The sequence below is a fragment of the Curtobacterium citri genome (genome assembly GCF_030362955.1).
GTDB lineage: Bacteria > Actinomycetota > Actinomycetes > Actinomycetales > Microbacteriaceae > Curtobacterium > Curtobacterium citri.
In genome coordinates, this window is the sequence record NZ_JAUCML010000002.1 from 1 (window position 1) to 15,687 (window position 15,687).

The window sequence follows — 15,687 nt, forward strand, 5'->3', positions numbered from 1 at the left end:
CTCTCGATGCCCGCCGGGACACGTTCCCAGCGGTTGCTGTTCACGGATGAGACGGGGTGACACCGAGGTTCGTCACGTCCCCCGTTCCGCGTCCGGCGATTCCCCAGGAAACAGGCCTCAGGGGTCGATCTTGTCCCCCGATCGCGCCTCGTGCCCGTCGTTGTGGTGCGCAACCGGACAGCGTCGGTGCGTTCGGACCGGAAGGCGCGCGACGACGGACGGGAGGCGCCGCACCGGTCCGGTGCGGCGCCTCCCGTCCGTCAGGGGACTCAGTGCGCGGCGAGCTGCGCCGTGATCAGCGTCGCCACCTGGTCGACGTGCGGTTCCCGGAGGACCGAGCTGTGCTCGGCGTGCACGCGGACCTCGTCGACCTCGCCACGGAGGTAGCGGGCCCACCGCGCCGGACCCGACTCGTTGCCGTCGGCGATGACGAGCGTGACGGGGCCGTCGTACGGGCGGGGCTCGTAGCCGCGCGAGATGAGGAGCGCGTGGTCGAAGAAGGCGCGGAAGTGCCGCTGCCCCTCCCAGCGGAAGACCCCGGCGCCGTGGCCGCGCGCCCGGCGGGCGATGCGCGCGAACGGGGCGTCGAGCTTGCTCCGGAGCAGCGCCGTCCCGGACGCCACCCGTTGCAGCGCGCCGGGGAGCGCTCTCCTGGCCGGGCGCCCGAGGTCGAGCTCGCCGAACTCGACGACGTCGGCCTGCTCGGACGCCTGCTCGGGCAGGAACGTGTCGAGGAGGACGACCCGACGGACCTCGTGGCCGGCGTCGGTGAGCACCGCGGCCATCTCGAGCGCGACCAGGCCACCGAACGAGTGACCGACGAGCGTGTACGGACCCTGCGGCTGCACGACGCGCATGAGCTCGATGTAGCGGCGGGCCATCGCGCCGATGCTCCGGTCGGGCAGTGCGCGGCGCTCGAGCCCGTGCTGCTGGAACGCGAAGAGGGGGCGGTCGCCCAGGTGCCGGGCGAGCGGGACGTACGTCAGCGCGAGCGCCCCCGCGCCGGCCACGCAGAAGAGCGGCTCGACACCGTCGCCACCGCGTGCGGTGAGCGTCACGATGTCCGGGTGGCTCGGGACCGCCGCGGCGCCGAGGCGGATCCGCGCGGTGAAGGTGCGGAGCGTCGGGTGCTCGAGGAGCTCCGAGGACGGCACGTCGACACCGAGCCGGTCGGCGACGGCGGCGAGCATCTCCTCCGCGGACAGCGAGTCGCCGCCGAGTGCCGAGAAGTCGTTGTCGAGGCCGACGGCGGGGAGCTCGAGCGGGCCGACCGAGGGCAGGCCGAGGACCTCGGCCCAGATCTGCCCGACCGCGAGCTGCCACTGGTCGTAGGTGTCCTCGCCGAGCTCCTCGCCGTCCTCGCCGACGGTCGTGCCGAGCGCCGGGGCCTCGGGCAGCGCTGCCCGGTCGACCTTGCCGCGCTCGTTCCGCGGCAGGGCGGGCAGCGGCACGATCGACGTCGGCACCATGTAGTCCGGCAGGAGTTCGCGCAGGGCCTTGCGGATCGCTGCCGGTGACGGCGAGCGGCGTCCGGGTCGGCTCACCACGTACGCGACGAGCCGGGTCGGGGCCGGCGGTGCCTTGACGGCGATCACGACGGCCTCGAGCACGGCGTCGACCGTCCGGAGCGCCGCCTCGACCTCGCTGGGCTCCACGAGGTACCCGCGGACCTTCACGGCGTCGTCGGCGCGACCGAGCAGCGTGAGCACCCCGTGCTCGTCGAAGCGTCCGAGGTCGCCGATCGCCCACGTCGGGGTGCCGTCGGCGGTCGTCCCCGCACGGGTCGCCGTCACCTCGGGCGCACCCCAGTAGCCGCTCGTCATCGCGTCGGAGATGCAGACGACCTCGCCGCTCTCGCCCGGGTCGGCGAGGCTGCCGTCGGGACGGCGGACCTCGATGCGCTTGCCGGTGACGATCCGGCCGGAGGGCACGCTCCGCTCCGGGACGGGGTCGCTCGCGCGGATCTCGTGCACGGCGTACACGGCGGTCTCGCTCGATCCCGTCCAGTTGCAGAACGACGTCTCCGCTCCGAGCAGCGGGCGGATGCCGGCGATGTCCGTGCCGGTCACCGCCTCGCCGACGGTCGCCACGAGGCGCAGGCCGCGCAGTCGGTCGTCCGACGGGTCAAGGGCACCGGTCATCGAGCGGACGAGGTGCGGTGTGGTGTGCAGCGTCGTCAGGCCGGCGTCGTGCACCCACGTGACGAGGCGGTCGACACCGGTCTTCCGGGGGTCGGCGACGTGCAGGGACGCTCCGGCGAGCAGCGCGGACAGGACCAGCGTGAAGCCGGCCGCGAACCCGTGCGGCAGGACCGACGCGATGCGGTCCTCCGGCACGAACCGGAAGGACGCGCGCTGGGCGACGGTGTCGACGACGATCTGCCGGTGCGTCATCGTGACGCCCTTCGGCGCACCGGTCGAGCCGGAGGTGAAGATGATGTCCATCGGGTCGCGCCCGCCGCGGTCGCGGGCCCCGGGGACGACGGCGATGTCGCCGGGGGTCGCGGCGATCACGCGGGCCTCGCCGAGCAGGTCCTCGAAGGGCAGGACCCGACCGTGCGCGGGCACGAGCGTGGCCGCGCGGTCGGCGTGCTCGACGTCCGCGACGACGTCGACGATCCCGGCGAGCGCCATCACGTGCTGCAGACGGGCCTCGGGCAGGAACGGGTCGAGCGCGACGATGACCCGACCGGCGTGGAGCAGTCCGAGGAGCGCGACGACCGACGCGGCCCCGTGCCCGACCATCGTGCCGACGGGGACGGTCTCGCCACCCGCCTCGACGGTGACACCGCGACCGGAGTGGTCGTCGGGCGTCAGGCGCTCGTGGAGCAGCAGGCCGAGCGCGCGGGCGGTGCGGTCGAGCTCGCCGTGCGTGGTCTCGCCGTGCTCGTCGACGAGCGCGAGCGAGTCCGGTGCGCGCTCGGCGACGGCGGCGAGGCCGTCGAGGACGGAGGTCTCGGTGTCCGGTGCGGTGGTCGTGCTGCTCGCAGCCCCTGCCGGTGCCGACACGTCGCGCGCCGTGCTCCCGGCGCTCACGACCCGGGTGGTGCGGTCGTCGGGGTGCGGCGCCGATGCCGCCCCCGTGGTGTCGGTCGAGATGAGCATGCGGGCCCCTGTTCACCGTGCTGCGGACTGTGGTCGGCTGACGCTAACCCGGCGCCGTGCTCCTGCGGACGGGCTGTGCGGGAACCCGCGGAGACCTGCGACTTCCCGCAGGCGGGCGGGGCGGCGGGGTGCGCGGTGCCGCGGGTTCCCGCACCGAGGGGTCGCGGGGGCTCGGAACAACGACGAGCACGTCGCACCACGTGATCACGTGGTGCGACGTGCTCGTCGTTGTTCACAGACGCGTTGCGCCGACCGGTCCACCGGCGAGGGCGGGCTCCGACGCAGCGCGCGTCAGTGGATGCGGACGCAGCGCGCGTCAGTGGATGCGGACGCAGCGCGCGTCAGTGGATGCGGAGCTGCGTCACCATCGGGCAGGCGAAGGGGTCGCGGGCGGCGAGTCCGACGCGGTTGAGGTAGCGGACGACGATGCCGTAGGAGCGCAACAGCGTCGTCTCCGTGTAGGGCACGTCGAGGGTGTCGCAGTGGTCGCGGACGAGCAGTCGGGCCTGCTTGAGCGCGGGCCGCGGCATCGACGGGAAGAGGTGGTGCTCGACCTGGTAGTTCAGGCCGCCCATCAGGAACGACACCCACCAGCCCCCGCGGATGTTGCGGGAGGTGCGGACCTGGCGGGAGAAGAAGTCGACCTTCGCGTCGTGCGCGATCGTCGGCATGCCCTTGTGGTTTGGGGCGAACGAGGCGCCCATCATCACGCCGAACACGGCGAGCTGCACACCGAGGAACGCGCAGGCCATGCCGAACGGCAGGAACCAGAAGACGACCGTCAGGTAGATGCCGAACCGGGCGACGAGCATCGCGGCCTCGAGCAGGCGGTGCTTGCGGTCGGCCTTCGTCCCGTTGCCGGTGACGATCGAGACGACCGCGTACCGGTGCAGGTTGAGGCCCTCGAGGGTGAGGAGCGGGAAGAACAGCCAGCCCTGGAAGCGCATGAAGGTCCGTAAGATCGGCCCGCGGACCGCGGCGGCGTCCTCGGGCAGGAACCGGATGCCGTCCGGGCTGATGTCCGGGTCCTTGCCCACGGTGTTCGGGTTGCCGTGGTGGCGGGTGTGCTTGTTCATCCACCACGAGTAGCTCAGGCCCACCATGAACGTGCCGAGCCACCGACCCGCGTGGTCGTTCCACTTCTGCGAGGCGAACACCTGACGGTGGGAGGCCTCGTGCGACAGGAAGGCGAACTGGGTGAAGATCACGCCGAGCGCTCCGGCGACGATGAGCTGGAACCAGGAGTCGCCGAGGAAGGCGAACGCGACCCACGCCAGCGCGAGGCCGACGACGAGGCTGCCGAACACCGACCAGTAGAACCCGGTGCGGCGACGGAGCAGTCCCTGTTCCTTCACCTGCGCCAGCAACGCCGAGTAGGTCGAGGTGCCGTTGCGGCTGCCGGGGCCGGGTCGGGTGCGGGTGAAGCCGGGGGCGAGCGGGGTCGTGGTCATCGGGGACCGACCTTCCGTGGTGAGCGATCCTTCGACCGGTCCGAGGAGTTCACGCATCCGCGCTTCCGAGAACCGTAGGGTCGCGACCTGGGGAACCGCCTGGCGTTCCGCGGCGAGTCCGGAGAACGCGAGCGGGCCCGTCCGCGGGCGGGCGTGTTGCCCCGGATGACGCCGCGCGGGAATGCCCGACAGGTGATGTGCGATTGTACGGACCCGTGAGCACCGTCGAGCCCTCCCCCACGTCCGTCCCCGAGCCCGCCTCCTGGCACGCCTGGCGCGAGGCCCGTCGACAGCGGGTCACCGCACCGCAGGGCGACCTGGCGCTGGTGCAGACCACGTGGCTGCCGGACGGCGCGGAGCCGGACCTCGAGCAGGTCCTCGTCGGCCAGCCGGCCTCGGTGACCGCCACGGCCGTGCACCGGAAGGACATCGACACGGGCGCACCCGAGCACGGGTACCGCCTGTGGGACGCCGAGTCGCCCGCGAACCGCTCCTACGACGGCACCCCGGTCTTCCCGTACGACCCCGCGTGGCGCATCGAGGCCCGCTTCACCCCGGCCGAGCCCGGCCGCACGATCCCCTACGAGCACCTCCGCGACGCCGCCGGCAGCACGCGCGACCTCGTCGTCCCCGGTGACATCACCGCGACGATCGACGGCCGCGAGTACCGCCTCAGCGCGTTCGACGACGACGGCACGCTGCTGCTCGTGTTCGGCGACCCGACGAACCGCAGCACCGACGACGCCGAGCGCACCTACGGCACCGGACGCTTCCTGTTCGTCGAGCGGCCCGAGGGGACGTCGACCGGCGAGGAGTCCGCGGTCGTCCTCGACTTCAACCACGCATTCGTCCCGCCGTGCGGCTTCAGCGACCAGTACAACTGCCCGCTCCCGCCCGCGCAGAACCGACTGCACGTGCCCGTGCACGCCGGCGAGCGGTACGTCGCACACCGCGGCTGAGCCCGTCCCACCCTCCCCGACCCCCCGCTTCCCCACCAGGAGTCCCGTGAAGTCCCGCACCCTCCCCATCGTCGCCACCGGCGTCGCCCTCGCCCTCGCCCTCGCGGGCTGCTCGTCCGCGAACGGCGGGTCGTCGTCGGGCGCCGACGCGACCGTCGTCGTGGGCTCGCTCTACGAGCCGACGAACCTGTCGAACGTCGACGGCGGCGGCCAGGGCGTCAACGAGGCCTTCCAGGACAACGTGTACGAGGGGCTGTTCCGCCTCGGTGACGACGGCGACGTCACGCCGCTGCTCGCGTCGTCGTACGACACCTCGGAGGACGGGCTCACCTACACGTTCACGCTCCGCAAGGGCGTCCGCTTCCACGGCGGCGGCACCATGACGAGCGCCGACGTGAAGAGCAGCATCGAGCGAGTGACCGCCGAGGACTCGCAGTCCTCGCGCAAGTCGAGCCTCGCCGTCATCAAGGCGATCGACACCCCGGACGACGACACCGTCGTGGTGCACCTGTCGCAGCGGTCGATCTCGTTCGTCTACAACCTGTCGTACGTGTGGATCGTCCCCTCGGCCGAGAAGTCGCTCAAGACCGAGGAGGACGGCACCGGTCCGTACGAGCTCGCCGACCGGAAGCGCGGGTCCTCCCTGACCCTCGACCCGTTCTCCGGCTACTGGGGTGCGAAGCCGAAGAACGGCGGCGTCGAGTTCCAGTACTTCACGAGCGCCTCGACCCTGTCGAACGCCTTGGCCAGCGGCAGCGTCGACGTCGTCACGAGCATCCAGTCGCCGGACGCCCTGTCCCGCTTCACCGCGGACACGAGCAAGTACACCGTCAGCGAGGGGAAGTCCACGACCAAGGAGCTCCTCGCCTTCAACGACGCCGAGGGCCCCTTCACCGACGTGAAGCTCCGCCAGGCGATCTCGGCCGCCGTCGACCGTAAGGCCCTGCTCAAGGCGATCTGGGGCGACTACGGCACGGTCAACGGCTCGATGGTCCCGCCGACCGACCCCTGGTACGAGGACCTGACGAGCGTCAACGCGTACGACCCGGCGAAGGCCAAGCAGCTCCTCGCCGAGGCCGGCAAGGCGGACGGCTTCACCTTCACGCTCGACACCCCGACGTACGACCCGCACCCCGCCGTCGCGCAGTACCTGCAGAGCGCGCTCCGGAAGGTCGGCGTCACCGTGGAGGTCAACTCGATCAGCGCCGACGAGTGGTACACGAAGGTGTACCAGCAGCACGACTTCGAGGCGACGCTGCAGGAGCACGTCAACGACCGTGACGTCGTGTTCTACGGCAACCCGGACTTCTACTTCGGGTACGACAACGCCGACGTGCAGAAGGACATCAGCGACGCCGAGCAGGCGTCCTCGGAGGACCAGCAGACCGCGCTCCTGAAGCAGGCGAACGAGCAGATCGTGCGGGACGCGGCCAGCGACTGGCTGTACCTGTACCCGCAGATCGTCGTGTCCGACAAGGACGTCACGGGATACTGGAAGAACGGGCTGAACTCGCAGTTCCCCGTCTCCGGCATCACGGTCGGGTAAGCCCCGCCCAGCCGAACAGAACCGACAGCACCGATCAGCCCGACAGGATCCCGCTCCCCCGCATGACCCGCTACGTCCTCCGCCGCCTCGGCATCCTCGTGGTGTCCCTGCTCGTGGCACTCGTGGTGGTGTTCGCGCTCCTGCGGATCCTGCCGGGCGACCCGGCGAACGCGCTGCTCGCCGCCAACGCCACCCCGGACCAGGTCGAGGCGGCCCGGCGGGCGGTCGGCTCCGACCTCCCGCTGGCACAGCAGTTCGGCACGTGGCTCGGGCAGATGCTGCGGTTCGACCTCGGCACCTCGTTCACGAGCGGCCTGCCGGTGCTGCCGGACCTGGCGCAGCGGCTCGTCGTCACCGTGCCGCTGACCCTCATCGCCTTCGTCGTGGCCGTCGTGCTGGCGAGCGTGGTGGGCTTCGTCGCCGCGGCCCGGGCCGACCGCTGGTACGGCGTGCTGCTGTCCGGCATCACCCAGCTCGGCGTCGCCGTCCCGGTGTTCTGGATCGGCATCCTGCTCGTGCAGGTCGTGTCGCTGCAGTGGGGACTGCTGCCGTCGAGCGGGTTCCCCCGCGACGACTGGGCGTACCCGGGTGACGCACTCGAGTCCCTCGCCCTGCCGATCATCACCGTCGCGGTCGTCATGACCGCGTCCATTGCCCGCTACGTCCGGAGCGCCGTGCTCGACGTCCTCGGCGCCGACCACATCCGCACGGCCCGGGCCCTCGGGGCGTCGACCGCGTCGGCGTTCCTCCGGCACGGCGTCCGGTCCGCGGTCGTCCCCGTGATCGCCGTGCTCGGCATCGAGCTCGCGTCGACCTTCCTCGGCGCCGTCGTCGTCGAGAGCGTGTTCGCCCTGCCCGGCCTCGGCAGCATGCTCATCACCGGCATCGAGCAGCACGACTACCCGAGCATCCAGGGCGTGCTCCTCGTCTCCACCGTCGCGGTGCTCGTCATCGGCTTCGCCGCCGACGTCGTGCAGCGGATCGTCGACCCGCGCCTGCGCGCGACCGTCTCGGGGAACCGATGAGCGCCCGCCGGCCCGCCCGCCGCTCCGTGTCGCTCGTCGTCGGCGCCGTCTTCGTCGGCATCGTCCTCGCCACCGCCGTGGTGTCCCTGTTCTGGCTGCCGTACTCGCTGTACGACACGACCGGCGGTCGACTGACCCCACCGGGCGCAGCGCACTGGCTCGGCACGGACACCCTCGGCCGCGACCTCGCGTCACAACTGCTGGTGGGCGCGCGGATCGCCCTCGCGACCGGCCTCGGCGCGGTCCTGCTCGGCGGGCTCCTCGGCACGGCGATCGGCCTGGTCGCCGCCTTCGCCCGCCCGTGGCTCGACGACACCCTGTCCGCCGTGCTCGACATCGTCATCGCGTTCCCGACGCTGCTCGTCGCGATGCTGCTCGTGGCCGCCCGGGGCGCATCGCTCGGCACCGCGATCGTCGCGATCGGACTCGTGATGTCCGCCGTCGTCGCGCGCATCGTCCGCATCCTCTCCCGTCGCGTGCTGCGGCAGGACTACGTCACCGCGGCCCGCACGTCCGGCACGTCCTGGGCCGGCATCGTCGTGCAGCACGTGCTGCCGAACGCCTGGCCGACCCTCGCCGTGAACCTCGCGCTGCAGTTCGGGCTCGCCGTCCTCGCCGAGGCGAGCCTGTCGTACCTCGGCCTGGGCGCCCCGCCGCCGAACGCGTCCTGGGGACGCATGCTGCAGGACGCGCAGCAGACCGCGTTCGAGGCCCCCGCGGGCGTCCTCGCGCCCGGCATCGCCCTGGTGGTGCTCGTGATCGGCGCGAACCTGCTGGCGGACGGGCTGCGCGACGTCGCCGACCCGACCCGTCGCGGACGCGGCGCGACCCGGGGACGCGGGTCGCGCCTCCAGGCCGGACCGGCGGCCGCGGCCACCGAGACCGGAGCGACGGACGGGAGGTCCGCATGACCCCGGCAGTCCAGGTCACCGACCTGCGCATCACCAGCGCCGACGGCGCGGTCCTCGTGGACGGCGTCACCTTCGCCGTCGGCGACGGCGAGCGCCTCGGCATCGTCGGCGAGTCCGGCAGCGGCAAGTCGCTGACCGCCCTGGCGGTGCAGGGCCTGCTGCCCGCCGGTCTCACCGCGTCCGGCTCCGTCCGCGTCGGCGACGTCGAGGTGGTCGGCGCGTCCGAGCGCACGCTGCGCGGCGTGCGCGGCACGGCCGTCGCCCCGGTCTTCCAGGAGCCTATGACCGCCCTCGATCCGCTCATGCGCGCCGGCGACCAGATCGCCGAACCGCTGCGTCGGCACCGTGGACTCCGCGGTGCGGAGCTCCGCGCCGCGGTCCGGGAGGCCGTCACCGACGTCGCCCTGCCCGACCCGGACCGCGTGGTCCGGTCGTACCCGTGGGAGCTCTCCGGCGGGCAGCGGCAGCGGGTCGCGATCGCCATGGCGCTCGCCTGCCGGCCCCGTGTGCTCATCGCCGACGAGCCGACCACGGCCCTCGACGTGACCGTGCAGGCGCAGGTGCTCGACCTGCTCGACCGTGCCGTCGCCGACCGTGGCATGGGACTGCTCTTCATCAGCCACGACCTGCCCGTCGTCGCGCGGACCGTCGACCGGGTCCTCGTGCTCGAGCACGGTCGGACCGTCGAGGAGGGCCCCGTGCAGGACGTCGTCCGGTCCCCCGCCCAGCCGTACACGCAGCGGCTCGTCGGGAGCGCCCGGGCGCTGCAGGACGCGCTCGACGCCGGACGGAGGGGTGCCTGATGGACCCGTTGCTCGCACTCGACGCGGTCTCGTACCGGTACCCGGGCCGGAACACCGGCCTCGCACTCGACGACGTGTCGTTCGCCGTGCCGCCCGGCGGGCACGTCGGCATCGTCGGTGAGTCGGGGGCGGGCAAGTCGACCGTCCTCCGGCTCCTGCTCGGGCTGGCCGCGCCGCACACCGGGTCCGTGTCCTTCGACGGCGCACCGCTCGACCTGCGCGACCGGGCCGGCATGCGTCGCTTCCGTGCCGCCGTGCAGCCCGTCTTCCAGGACCCGTACTCGTCGCTCGACCCCCGGCAGCGCGTGGACCGCATCGTCGGCGAGCCGCTCCGGTCGCTCGCCGTGGCGTCCGGGGCCGAGGCGTCCGACCGGATCGAGGCCGCGCTCCGCGACGTCGGGCTCGACGGGGACGCCGGCCGGCGCTACCCGCACGAGTTCTCCGGCGGCCAGCGGCAGCGCATCGCGATCGCCCGGGCCGTCGTGTCCGGGCCGCGGGTGCTAATCGCCGACGAGCCGGTCAGCGCGCTCGACCTGACCACCCGCGTGGCGGTGCTCGAGCTGTTCGAGCGCCTCGCGGCGGAGCACGGGATGACGATCGTGCTCGTGTCACACGACCTGGCGGTCGTGGCACGGATGTGCGCGAGCACGGTGGTGCTGCGCGGCGGCCGGGTCGTCGAGTCGGGAACGACCGGGCGGGTGCTGGCGGAGCCGGAGTCGGCGTACACGCGGGCACTGCTGGACGCGGTGCCGCGGTTGCCGGTCTGACACCGGGTGCGGTGGGGCATCGTCAGGGACCGGGTCCGCCCGCTCCGCACCGTGCGGACCCGGTCCGGCCGCTCCGCACCGTGCGGACCCGGTGCGGAGCGGCCGGCGACCGTCAGGGGCGGAAGACCGCCCGGACGCACCCGTCGGTCTTCTCCTTGAACATCGCGTAGCCGTCGGGCCCGTCGTCGAGCGGCATGACGTGCGTCGCCAGGTGCTCGGTGACGATCTCGTCGCGCGCCATCCGTTCGAGGATCATCGGGATGTACCGCTGCCCGTGCTGCTGCGCGGACCGGAGCGTGAGTCCCTTGTTCATCACGGCCCCGAGCGGGAACTTGTCGACGAACCCGCCGAAGACGCCGAGGACGAAGAGGCTGCCGCCCTTGCGCGCCGCGAACACCGCCTCCCGCACCGCGGTGGGTCGGTCGGTCTGCAGCCGGAGCTGCTGCTTCAGCTGGTCGTACGCGAAGTCCGGTCCGTCCCGGTGCGCCTCCATCCCGACCGCTTCGATGCACACGTCGGGGCCGCGACCTCCCGTGAGCTCCCGGAGCTCGGCGGTCACCTCGCTGGTCTCGTAGTTCATCGTCTCCGCCCCGATGACCTGTTCGACCTGCGTGAGCCGCTCCTGGAAGCGGTCGATCACGATGACCCGCTCGGCACCCAGCAGCAACGATGCACGCGCTGCCATCTGCCCGACGCCACCGGCACCCCACACCGCGACGGTGTCACCGCGCCGGACGCCGCCGAGGTCCGCGCCCATCCACCCGGTCGGCGCGGCGTCCGACGCGAACAGCGCCCGCTCGTCGCTGACCCCCTCGGGGACGGCGAACGCTCCCTGGTCGGCGTACGGCACCCGGATGTACTCGGCGTGGCTGCCGGCCCAGCCCCCCAGCGCGTGGGAGTAGCCGTAGCAGCCACCGGGAGCCTGCCCCCACAGCATCTCCGGGATCCCCGCGTTCGGGTTGCCGTTGTCGCAGAGCGAGTAGAGCTCGTTGCGGCAGTACCAGCACCTCCCACAGCTGATGAACGAGCAGACCACGACACGGTCGCCGACCGCGTGCTTCCGCACCTCCGAGCCGACCTCGACGACCTCACCGATGAACTCGTGTCCGAGCACGTCACCGGCACGCATCGTCGGCACGTACCCGCCGAGCAGGTGCAGGTCCGACCCGCACGTCGTGCTCAGTGTCACCTTGACGATGACGTCCTGGGCATTGAGGATCCCGGGGTCGTCCACGGTCTCCACCGAGAGTTCGTTCACTCCGGTCCAGCACAGCGCCTTCACAGCACACCCTCGCCCTTCGCATCGTCCTCTGCCGCGTCCACCGCGCCGCCGAGCAGCGTGCGCGGTCGTTCGCCGTGCGGCCGCGGCGTCCCGCGCAGGACCTCGCCCGTCTCGAACACCTGCTTGGCGTCACGGAGTGCCGCACGCAGGGCCTTCCCCGGGTCGTCTCCCGAGCCTGTGTCCGCGTCGGCTCGGAGCCGGGCGTGGACCTCGAAGCCCTTGTCGCCCGGTGCGGGTTCGATCCGGACCTCGAGCGAGTCGGCGAGCCGTCGCAACGGCTCCGGGTACCCCCCGCTCCGGAACGCCTCGGCGTCGCCGAGCACGGTGACGGCCTTCCACCCCTCCGGGTGCGGGGCGTCCCCGTCGGAGGCGCGGCCCTTCCTGACCAGCGAGCGGGCGACGAGGCCCGCCGCCAGACCCGCGACACCGAGCCCGACCGCGGCAGCGGCCTTCCCGTCGGCCACGGTCAGGCCGCCTTGCCGGGCTTGAGCACGATCTTGGTCCAGCCGTCGTCCCGGTTGTCGAAGTGCTCGTAGGCGTCGGGAGCCTGGTCGAGCGGCAGCTCGTGGCTCACGATGAACGACGGTGACGCCTTCCCGGCGGCGACGAGGTCTCGGAGCCGACGGTTGTACTTCTTGACGGGTGCCTGTCCGGTGCCCATCGTCTGGCCCTTGAACCAGTGCAGGCCGATGTCGAACGCGACCTGTCCCTGCTTCGCCAGCTCGTCCGCCCCGCCGGGGTCCTGGGGGACGAACACGCCGACGGTGCCGATGCGCCCGGTGAACCGCACGGACTGGACCAGGCGGTTGAGCGTCAGGTTCGGCTGCTCGTCCCCACCCGGATCGTGTGCCTGGTAGCCGACGCACTCGCACCCGTTGTCGGCGCCGAGCCCCATCGTCTGCTCGAGGACGGCCTGGACCGGGTCGACCTTCGAGTCGTCGATCGCGATCGCGCCGATCGACTCCGCCAACCGGAGTCGGTCCGGGTGCCGGTCGACCACCATCACCTTGCTCGCGCCCTTGATGGTCGCCGACAGCGCCGCCATCAGACCGACGGGTCCGGCACCGTAGATCACGGTCTGGTCGCCCGGCTGCACGCCCGCCATCTCGGTCGCGTGGTACCCGGTCGGGAAGATGTCGGCCAGCATGACGTAGTCGGCCGACTTCTCCTCGGCGTCCTCGCCCAGCCGGAGGCAGTTGAAGTCACCCCACGGGACCCGCAGCAGCTCGGCCTGACCGCCGGCCCACGGACCCATGTCGGCGAACCCGTACGCGGCGCCGGCCCACTCCGGGACGGGCTGCGCGGTGAGGCAGTAGTTCGTCAGCCCGCGCTCGCAGTTCTTGCAGTGCCCGCACGCCACGTTGAACGGCAGCACGACGTGGTCGCCGACCCGGACCTCGTCGACGCCGGGGCCGACCTCGATCACCTCGCCCATGTTCTCGTGCCCGAACCACCGCCCGGTCTCGAAGCTGGTCCGACCCTCGTACATGTGGAGGTCGGATCCGCAGATGTTCGTCGTGGTGATGCGCACCAGCACGTCGGTCGGGCGCTCGATCCGCGCATCCGGGACGTCCTGCACCGCGACCTTCCGTGGCCCCTCGTAGACGACTGCTCTCATGGTGTCCTCCTTCCAGGTACGGCCCGTCCGGCGGTGGACGCGGCTCGGTCGGTCACCCGACGGCTCAGTGTCCGGTCGTCGGGAGCGGAGCCGCCATCGGCAGACCTGCCCACGCGAATGCGCGGCCGACGGGCACGCGCCAGCGCCCCGGTGGTAGGCCAGCACGCAACGGACAGCTCGCTCCGTACCCGTCACCGACCGTCCGAGGGGGCCGCCACCCGTGACACCGACACCAGCGCTCCGGCTCGTCGGGCCGGACGACATCGCACCCGAGGAGCGTCCCGACGCCGAGGTCGTCGAAGCGACCCGGGCCTCCTCGGCGGAGGACCGCCTCCTCCGCGGGCTCGGAGCCTCGGCGGCACTCGTCGACGGCGTCCGGGCGGGTGTCGCCCTGCTCTCCCGACGCCGCGTCGTCCCCCTCCCGGGCCTGCGCGTCGACGAACTCCTCGGCCCCGGCTCCGCGGTGGTCGCCGCCGCGGACGACGCGATCCGCGACGGGGCGGACCACGCCTCGTTCCTCTGGCCGCGCGGGTGCCGGCAGTCGCCCGACGGCTACGTCCGGGTGACGGTGCTCGCCTGTGACGGCGCACTCGGTCCGGCGGCCCGGGGCGTGGTCGTCCTGTCGCCCGCCCCGCGGCTGCGCGGCCTGACGCCGCGCGAACTCGAGGTGCTGGGGCACCTGGTCGAGGGCTGCTCGAACCTCGAGATCGCCCGAGCGCTCGCGGTGGCTCCGCGGACCGTCGCCGCGCACGTCGAGCACATCCTCTTCAAGCTCGACGCGACGTCGCGGACGCTGGCAGCCGTCCGCGCCGAGCGCGCCGGCCTCTACGTCCCCGTCGGGTAGCGCGAGCGCCGCGCACCGGGACCGCCGTCAGGACACCAGGAGGCACCGTCATGTCACACCTCTCGATGCAGGCCGGGATCGCCGCGCTCGTCGGGCTCGCGGTGGCGGTGGTCGCCGTGCTCACGGGCGTCCCCGACCTGGCGCCACTCCTGGGGTGGGTGGTGGCGTCGGCGGTGTTCCTCACCTGGGCATGGCGCCGCGCGTGGCCCGCTGACCCCGGCCGGACCCGGGCGCTCGCGCGGCACGAGGACCGGTCCAGGAGGCTCGTCGACGTGCTGATCATCACCTCCACGTTCCTCAGCCTGGTCCTGGTGGTGTTCGCACTCGTCCGCAGCCAGCAGCAGGACCTGGTCGGGTCGGTCGCCGCGATCCTCGCGGTCGTCGGGGTCGTGGCGGCCTGGGCGCTCGTCAACACGGTCTACGCGTTCAAGTACGCACGGATGTACTACCTCGACGACCACCACCGATTCGACTTCGACCAGGACGAGGAGCCGGCCTACAGCGACTTCGCCTTCACGGCGTTCTCGATCGGGATGGCCTACAGCGCGAGCAGCATCACGCAGTCGTCGACCCCGTCGCGCCGCATCGCCATGGGCCACGCGCTCCTGTCCTACTTCTTCGGCACCTTCGTGGTGGCGGTCGCGATCAACCTCATCACCGGGCTCACGCAGGGCGGATGAGGGGTTGCTCCTGCCGGAGACCGGTGACGAGGAGGGTCACCATCCGACGGGCGTCGTGGTCCGGGTCGCCCGGCGCGAACGCCACCAGGTCGCCGACCGCCCGGAGGAGTTGGTAGGGGGTCACCTCCGCGACGACGTCACCGGACCCGCGTGCGGCCGCGAGCAGGTCGGCCAGGACGGGGACGAGACGGTCGACGAACAGGGTGTGCAGCGCCGTGAACCCGGCTGCGTCGCCGTCCCACACGCGCGCCAGCCCGTGCTTCGTCCCGAGGAAGTCCACGAACTCGTGCACCCAGCGCAGGACGGCCGTGAACGGCGTCGGCTCCGACGCGAGCAGCGCGGGTCCGGACGCCGCCAGGCCGTCGATCTGGTGGCGGTAGACGGCCACGACGAGGTCCGACCGCGTCGGGAAGTGCCGGTACAGGGTGGCGACGCCGACCCCCGCGGCCGCTGCCACCTCGCGCACCGGAGCGCCCACGCCGGACCGCGCGAAGACCTCGGCCGCGGCGTCGAGGAGGGCCTGTCCGTTGCGCTGCACGTCTCTGCGTCGGGACGGCTCGGGAACGGGGGAAGGAGCGGGGACGGACGGCGGCACGCTCCGATCCTGCCATGTCCTGCGCCTCGGCGGAACCATGTTCCGTTTCCTCTTGCGAAACGGATCAACGTTCCGTATCGTTCGGCGGGTCCGACCCTTCCG

General features: G+C 72.5%; 14 protein-coding genes. 8 read left to right on the plus strand and 6 right to left on the minus strand.

The window, feature by feature from the left end; translation table 11 throughout:
- Nucleotides 1-269: 269 nt before the first annotated feature.
- Entirely contained in the window at nucleotides 270-3,104 is a 2,835-nt protein-coding gene (locus QUG92_RS02480; RefSeq protein ID WP_289457562.1) for an AMP-binding protein, read from the minus strand.
- 341 nt (nucleotides 3,105-3,445) lie between these two features.
- Nucleotides 3,446-4,555, minus strand: coding sequence for a fatty acid desaturase family protein (locus tag QUG92_RS02485; RefSeq protein ID WP_289457563.1), 1,110 nt, complete (start codon nucleotides 4,553-4,555; stop codon nucleotides 3,446-3,448).
- Nucleotides 4,556-4,770: 215 nt separating this feature from the next.
- Here QUG92_RS02485 and QUG92_RS02490 point away from each other — a divergent pair, with 215 nt between their 5' ends.
- The 6 genes from QUG92_RS02490 to QUG92_RS02515 all read left to right on the plus strand — a co-directional run bounded on the left by QUG92_RS02490 (nucleotide 4,771) and on the right by QUG92_RS02515 (nucleotide 10,566).
- A complete protein-coding gene (locus QUG92_RS02490; RefSeq protein WP_182047507.1) occupies nucleotides 4,771-5,514 on the plus strand; it encodes a DUF1684 domain-containing protein in 744 nt (247 codons plus the stop codon).
- Between the two features lie 46 nt (nucleotides 5,515-5,560).
- Nucleotides 5,561-7,060: an ABC transporter substrate-binding protein gene (locus QUG92_RS02495; protein ID WP_289457564.1), complete on the plus strand. Its 1,500-nt coding sequence runs from the start codon at nucleotides 5,561-5,563 to the stop codon at nucleotides 7,058-7,060.
- 62 nt (nucleotides 7,061-7,122) lie between these two features.
- The gene (locus QUG92_RS02500) at nucleotides 7,123-8,085 is read left to right on the plus strand and encodes an ABC transporter permease (protein WP_289457565.1); all 963 of its coding nucleotides are present in this window, start codon (nucleotides 7,123-7,125) and stop codon (nucleotides 8,083-8,085) included.
- Nucleotides 8,082-8,996 carry an ABC transporter permease gene (locus QUG92_RS02505; RefSeq protein WP_289457566.1) on the plus strand — a complete coding sequence of 305 codons (915 nt, stop codon included), beginning with the start codon at nucleotides 8,082-8,084 and terminating at the stop codon, nucleotides 8,994-8,996. Before QUG92_RS02500 ends, QUG92_RS02505 begins: the two co-directional genes overlap by 4 nt.
- Nucleotides 8,993-9,799 carry an ATP-binding cassette domain-containing protein gene (locus QUG92_RS02510; RefSeq protein WP_289457567.1) on the plus strand — a complete coding sequence of 269 codons (807 nt, stop codon included), beginning with the start codon at nucleotides 8,993-8,995 and terminating at the stop codon, nucleotides 9,797-9,799. Before QUG92_RS02505 ends, QUG92_RS02510 begins: the two co-directional genes overlap by 4 nt.
- Entirely contained in the window at nucleotides 9,799-10,566 is a 768-nt protein-coding gene (locus QUG92_RS02515; RefSeq protein WP_289457568.1) for an ABC transporter ATP-binding protein, read from the plus strand. Before QUG92_RS02510 ends, QUG92_RS02515 begins: the two co-directional genes overlap by 1 nt.
- A 112-nt stretch (nucleotides 10,567-10,678) precedes the next feature.
- Here the strand turns inward: QUG92_RS02515 and QUG92_RS02520 are convergent, their stop codons facing one another.
- From QUG92_RS02520 to QUG92_RS02530, 3 genes are read right to left on the minus strand one after another with little or no spacing between them, the layout of a single operon-like run.
- On the minus strand, nucleotides 10,679-11,809 hold the full coding sequence (locus tag QUG92_RS02520; RefSeq protein ID WP_289457569.1) for a zinc-dependent alcohol dehydrogenase: 1,131 nt from the start codon (nucleotides 11,807-11,809) through the stop codon (nucleotides 10,679-10,681).
- Between the two features lie 35 nt (nucleotides 11,810-11,844).
- A complete protein-coding gene (locus tag QUG92_RS02525) occupies nucleotides 11,845-12,312 on the minus strand; it encodes a hypothetical protein (RefSeq protein WP_182047500.1) in 468 nt (155 codons plus the stop codon).
- Nucleotides 12,313-12,314: 2 nt separating this feature from the next.
- Nucleotides 12,315-13,466 carry a glutathione-independent formaldehyde dehydrogenase gene (locus QUG92_RS02530; RefSeq protein WP_182047499.1) on the minus strand — a complete coding sequence of 384 codons (1,152 nt, stop codon included), beginning with the start codon at nucleotides 13,464-13,466 and terminating at the stop codon, nucleotides 12,315-12,317.
- Between the two features lie 220 nt (nucleotides 13,467-13,686).
- Between QUG92_RS02530 and QUG92_RS02535 the strand changes: the two genes are divergently transcribed.
- Together QUG92_RS02535 and QUG92_RS02540 are read left to right on the plus strand one after the other, a co-directional pair.
- On the plus strand, nucleotides 13,687-14,310 hold the full coding sequence (locus QUG92_RS02535) for a helix-turn-helix transcriptional regulator (RefSeq protein ID WP_289457570.1): 624 nt from the start codon (nucleotides 13,687-13,689) through the stop codon (nucleotides 14,308-14,310).
- A 50-nt stretch (nucleotides 14,311-14,360) separates the two neighbouring features.
- On the plus strand, nucleotides 14,361-14,990 hold the full coding sequence (locus tag QUG92_RS02540) for a DUF1345 domain-containing protein (protein ID WP_182047498.1): 630 nt from the start codon (nucleotides 14,361-14,363) through the stop codon (nucleotides 14,988-14,990).
- Here the strand turns inward: QUG92_RS02540 and QUG92_RS02545 are convergent.
- The gene (locus QUG92_RS02545; protein ID WP_259346236.1) at nucleotides 14,974-15,528 is read right to left on the minus strand and encodes a TetR/AcrR family transcriptional regulator; all 555 of its coding nucleotides are present in this window, start codon (nucleotides 15,526-15,528) and stop codon (nucleotides 14,974-14,976) included. The two genes, QUG92_RS02540 and QUG92_RS02545, sit on opposite strands and share 17 nt — an antisense overlap.
- Nucleotides 15,529-15,687 lie beyond the last annotated feature (159 nt).

Coding starts and splice junctions, on each gene's coding strand:
- QUG92_RS02480 (WP_289457562.1), bottom strand. CDS start 3,104: ATGCTCATCTCGACCGACACCACGGGGGCGGCATCGGCGCCGCACCCC.
- QUG92_RS02485 (WP_289457563.1), bottom strand. CDS start 4,555: ATGACCACGACCCCGCTCGCCCCCGGCTTCACCCGCACCCGACCCGGC.
- QUG92_RS02500 (WP_289457565.1), top strand. CDS start 7,123: ATGACCCGCTACGTCCTCCGCCGCCTCGGCATCCTCGTGGTGTCCCTG.
- QUG92_RS02505 (WP_289457566.1), top strand. CDS start 8,082: ATGAGCGCCCGCCGGCCCGCCCGCCGCTCCGTGTCGCTCGTCGTCGGC.
- QUG92_RS02510 (WP_289457567.1), top strand. CDS start 8,993: ATGACCCCGGCAGTCCAGGTCACCGACCTGCGCATCACCAGCGCCGAC.
- QUG92_RS02515 (WP_289457568.1), top strand. CDS start 9,799: ATGGACCCGTTGCTCGCACTCGACGCGGTCTCGTACCGGTACCCGGGC.
- QUG92_RS02530 (WP_182047499.1), bottom strand. CDS start 13,466: ATGAGAGCAGTCGTCTACGAGGGGCCACGGAAGGTCGCGGTGCAGGAC.
- QUG92_RS02540 (WP_182047498.1), top strand. CDS start 14,361: ATGTCACACCTCTCGATGCAGGCCGGGATCGCCGCGCTCGTCGGGCTC.